Here is a 4105-nt window from a genome sequence, read left to right on the forward strand (position 1 = left end):
TCAATCTCTCACGTCCTGCTTCTGCTAACGCAGTTTATACACTTCGCTTCCTGCAAGCAGAAAACATCCCAGCCCATAGTCTTCAAAATCTGGTTTGCTGGTATAGGAGACAGGCTGGCCATCCTTAGGTTCCTTACCCGTACCCTGAAGGTAACCCAGGAAACCATTTTTATGAACGGACTCTTTAGACATCGCATTCCAGGCACGGATCACAACAGGCAGATACACATCGCGATCAATAATCCCTTTATTAATTCCCCACGCCATTCCGTAAGCAAATAATGCTGTACCGCTGGTTTCTTTACCGCCAAAGTGAGTAGCATCATGAAGACTTACATTCCAGAATCCATCCGAACGCTGCAAAGGAAGCAGAGCCTTCAGCATATCTTTATAATCCTGCAGATACTCATTATAATGAGGATCCGACGGAGGAAGCATTTCGAGAGTACGTACAAGAGCAGCCACTACCCAACCATTTCCCCGCGACCAGTAGCAATCCTCACCGTTAGGTTCTTTGTAAGGAGGAACGAAATCTTTATCGCGCCACCATAACTTATCTTCCGCATTAAACAATCCGTTTCCGCCATGATTATGCTTGCTGTAACTATAGAGATCGTACATCTTTCTGAAGTAGGACGTATCCTGGTAAATTACTCCCAGACGCGTAAATACCGGCATTGCCATCTGAAGGGCATCAATCCACCACCAATCATCTTTCTTTTCACTTTTAACCATGAGATCAATACTTTCTTTGATGTCCTTTATCTGCTCCGGCCTCTTATCCATTAAGTAGAGATCTATATAGGTTTGCCCCGCACAATGATTATCCGCATTTCTGGTTCCTACACCACCGGCTAAGCCCCATTTGTGCTTTTCGCCCCACTGAACAGCATAATTGTAATACTCTTTTTTCCTGTCGACAGCATAAAGGGCCATCAATCCTTCATAATAAACGCCCCGCGTCCAGATATTACTGGGCCTTGCCTTATTCGTTACAATTTCCTTTCCTGCATCCGGCCATTTATCCATAAAATATTTATTAGCCAGGCGCATCTGCTTCAATACCATTTTTTTCTTAGGCAGTTCCTGCGCGAACGACTGAAACGCACAAACCGTCAAAGCCGCAACAAGAAGGGATATTCTCACTTTATTCATATATATTCAGGTGTTTAATTTTTAGTATTTAAATAAGACGACAGCTTAAGTCCTTTAACAGATCTGATTCCTCCGGCAACAGAAGCAGCATTGATTTTCGCCCCCTCATAATTAGTATGGGTGTGGTCAGCCGGGAAGAACGACCTGACCTTCGTCTCTCCTATAGCATCATACTGATCAGAAACCAGCTTATTCAGGTTGATAAAATATGCTCCCGCAGATACAGCAGTCTCTTCTGCCCATTTTTCATACCCTCCGCTCCCTCTTTTCAAAGTACCATTTTCCCAGTTGTTTCTCGGAACAGGCGAACAAACAATAGGAATTGCTCCCTTTGCCTTTGTCTCCCGGATAAATTGAGTCAGGTACCATCCATAGGTATGCACCACTTCCTGCTGTTTCGTGATCGGATTATAAATTTCCTTTGTCTCGTCCCCGGTTCCTTTAATGGTACCGCGGGCGCGTGCAGTATCATCAAGAGGGCTGCCGTCATTGTGCCCAAACTGCATGATCACAAAATCTCCCGGCTTCAGATCTTTAAGAACAGCGTCCCAAAGCCCTTTAGAACGGTAAGTCCTGCTGCTCGTTCCACCCAGTGCCCGGTTTTCTACTTTGATCTTCGTGGTATCAAAGTACTCACCGATCACACTTCCCCATCCCCATTGTGCCCCGTCGCCTTTTCCCTTCCCGTTCTTTACAGTCGAGTCTCCTATCAGAAACAAAGTCGGCTTTTCTTTCGGTTTAAAAAGGACGAATGAAGTCAGGACAATAAATGCTGAAATCAAAATAAGTCTAACTGGATTTTTTTTATCTGGCATATCTCTATTCTTTGTGTGCATGTGTTGATTTTAAAGCATGGTTCCCTATCGGAGTTATGTTGGGCTTAGGCGCCCGCTTCATATCTTCGCCTACATAAAAACTGGTATGAGGAGGCTGGTTATACCCGACATTCTGCCAGGCGATACTCAGACGGTACTGCGGATCCTGCATGAAGGTGTAAAACCGGTGCCTGGTAGGAATAGTGGTCGTATAGATCCTCAACTCTGAGTTATCAGCTGTTCTGAAAATTACTTCTTCCCGCCAATCGCCAAAAAGGTCGGCGCTTAATACCGGATTCGACTTGGTACCGTTGTTTGAAACACAGCCGTCTGCAGTTAAAAGTCTCCCTTTTTTATACTTGTCAATATGGTTACCGTCAAGAAGTTCTCTGGTCAGATCACCATCCCACCAAATCAGGAAGTTCGTCGACGGGGGATTATCACCAATCCGCTCCCCCTTCAGATTCAGAAGGCCTCCGGACCCGGAGTACCACAGTTCTGCGCCCGGGTTATCCGGATCTATGTTTTCAGCCACTCCGCGCCCGATATCCTGTCCTTCCGCCCCCTGCCACAAGACCTCCCCGGTTCGCGCATCAAACAGGGCAGCCCCCGGCCCTTTAGGCCGTTCGTGTATCCCGAACACCTCAAGCCCCGGCCGGGAGGAATCAAGATCTCCCACATGGAGCGCATCGCCATGCCCGAAACCTGTCGTAAACAAGCCCGTTCCATTATCGTCAATCACCATAGATCCATAGATGATCTCGTCCTTTCCGTCCGAATCCACATCTGCAACGGAAAGATTATGATAGCCCATTCCCGAGTAGGGGTTGGATCCATCCTTCGAATCAAACGTCCATCTTAAAGTCAGCTTTCCGTTCCTGAAATCCCAGGCCGTTATTGCAGTACGTGCGTAGTAACCACGGCACATCACCAGGCTCGGCAACCTGCCGTCAAGATAAGCAGCACATGCCAGGAAGCGGTCCGCTCTATTCCCCTTAGTATCGTTAGCGCCCGGCTTCCCCCAGCTCTCTATAGGATCCCGCCCGGGAATATAAGGAACCGTAGCCAATGCTTCTCCCGTTTCACCTTTAAAGACAGTTAAATATTCAGGCCCCTCAAGAATACGGCCGGCGCCATTTCTCCAGTCTTTTGAAGAATCTCCGATCACTGTTCCTTTGCCATCTATTGTGCCATCAGCAGTTTTGCATGCAATTTCAGCCTTGCCGTCGCCGTCAAAGTCCATCGCGATAAACTGTGTATAGTGCGCTCCTTCCCTGATATTCTTCCCCAGACGAATAGACCACAGACATCTGCCGTCCAGTTTATATGCCTGAAGAACCGGGGGATCGGTAGGCCCGTCCTGGGAATTATCTTTCCCGCGGCCTGCCATGTGAAGGATGATTTCGTACTCCCCGTCACCGTCCAGATCTGCTGCCGAACCATCATTAGGTACATAGCCCGGTATCTTTTGAAGAGGAATAGAAAGATAAGGACGCACAGGACTGTCTCCCGCAAACTTAAACTCTTTACTTACTTCCGTCTCCTTCCCTTTTACAACTGCCTTTACAACATAAGAATGCTCCGAGGAGAACCTCGCCAAACTATCCCTGAAGCAGGTCGCCTCTTTAATAAGTTCCTGATTCAGCTTTACAAAGCTCCCCGCCTCAGAGCGGTATACATTAAAAGCAATGTCATCCGGGTCCGTGGCCAGAAGCCTCCAGCTCAGGAAAACCTTGTTCTTGTCCTCCCTTATTCCAACCAGGCCCCTGTCGAGATATTCTGTCCTGCGCTGAGCAAAAGCAAAAGTGCCCCACCCCGTGATCAAAAAGACCATCAGAAAAAAACGCCGGAGCTCAAGTCGTTTAAGGAAATCTCGTAACAACATTGTTTCAGAAAAACTGGTTCTTATTCGTTTATAATTCGTCTTCAACTTCAGGAAAGGCCTCAAAGAAATCCGATTCGCTCCTCAGAAATTTCATCTCTGATCAGGCTCAAAACCCGGATTCTTTATATTACAGCACAAAAAGCATAATTGGTAAAACGCTTATAATTCCTCTCGTTCGTTTAAAACGTTTACGAGTTTACAGCCTTATTATTACTTCCGCAACCTGCGGCATCCTGTATGCCAGCCGGGA

The 4105-nt window shown here is 47.1% G+C and carries 3 protein-coding genes; all 3 read right to left on the reverse strand.

The window, feature by feature from the left end:
* Window positions 1–24: 24 nt before the first annotated feature.
* The 3 genes from DDR33_RS19170 to DDR33_RS19180 are packed head-to-tail and all read right to left on the reverse strand — an operon-like array spanning window position 25 to window position 3855.
* Window positions 25–1155, reverse strand: a complete 1131-nt coding sequence (locus DDR33_RS19170; protein WP_109417421.1) for a glycoside hydrolase family 88/105 protein — start codon at window positions 1153–1155, stop codon at window positions 25–27.
* Window positions 1156–1169: 14 nt separating this feature from the next.
* A complete protein-coding gene (locus DDR33_RS19175; RefSeq protein ID WP_238387865.1) occupies window positions 1170–1991 on the reverse strand; it encodes a rhamnogalacturonan acetylesterase in 822 nt (273 codons plus the stop codon).
* Window positions 1975–3855, reverse strand: a complete 1881-nt coding sequence (locus DDR33_RS19180) for a rhamnogalacturonan lyase (RefSeq protein ID WP_202913789.1) — start codon at window positions 3853–3855, stop codon at window positions 1975–1977. The genes DDR33_RS19175 and DDR33_RS19180 overlap by 17 nt, the downstream gene beginning before the upstream one ends.
* Window positions 3856–4105 lie beyond the last annotated feature (250 nt).

The sequence above is a fragment of the Pararcticibacter amylolyticus genome (assembly GCF_003130405.1).
GTDB lineage: Bacteria > Bacteroidota > Bacteroidia > Sphingobacteriales > Sphingobacteriaceae > Arcticibacter > Arcticibacter amylolyticus.

What these genes read in the sequence shown, in the direction of transcription:
- DDR33_RS19180 (WP_202913789.1), bottom strand. Translation starts at nt 3,855, where the DNA reads ATGTTGTTACGAGATTTCCTTAAACGACTTGAGCTCCGGCGTTTTTTT.
- DDR33_RS19170 (WP_109417421.1), bottom strand. Translation starts at nt 1,155, where the DNA reads ATGAATAAAGTGAGAATATCCCTTCTTGTTGCGGCTTTGACGGTTTGT.
- DDR33_RS19175 (WP_238387865.1), bottom strand. Translation starts at nt 1,991, where the DNA reads ATGCACACAAAGAATAGAGATATGCCAGATAAAAAAAATCCAGTTAGA.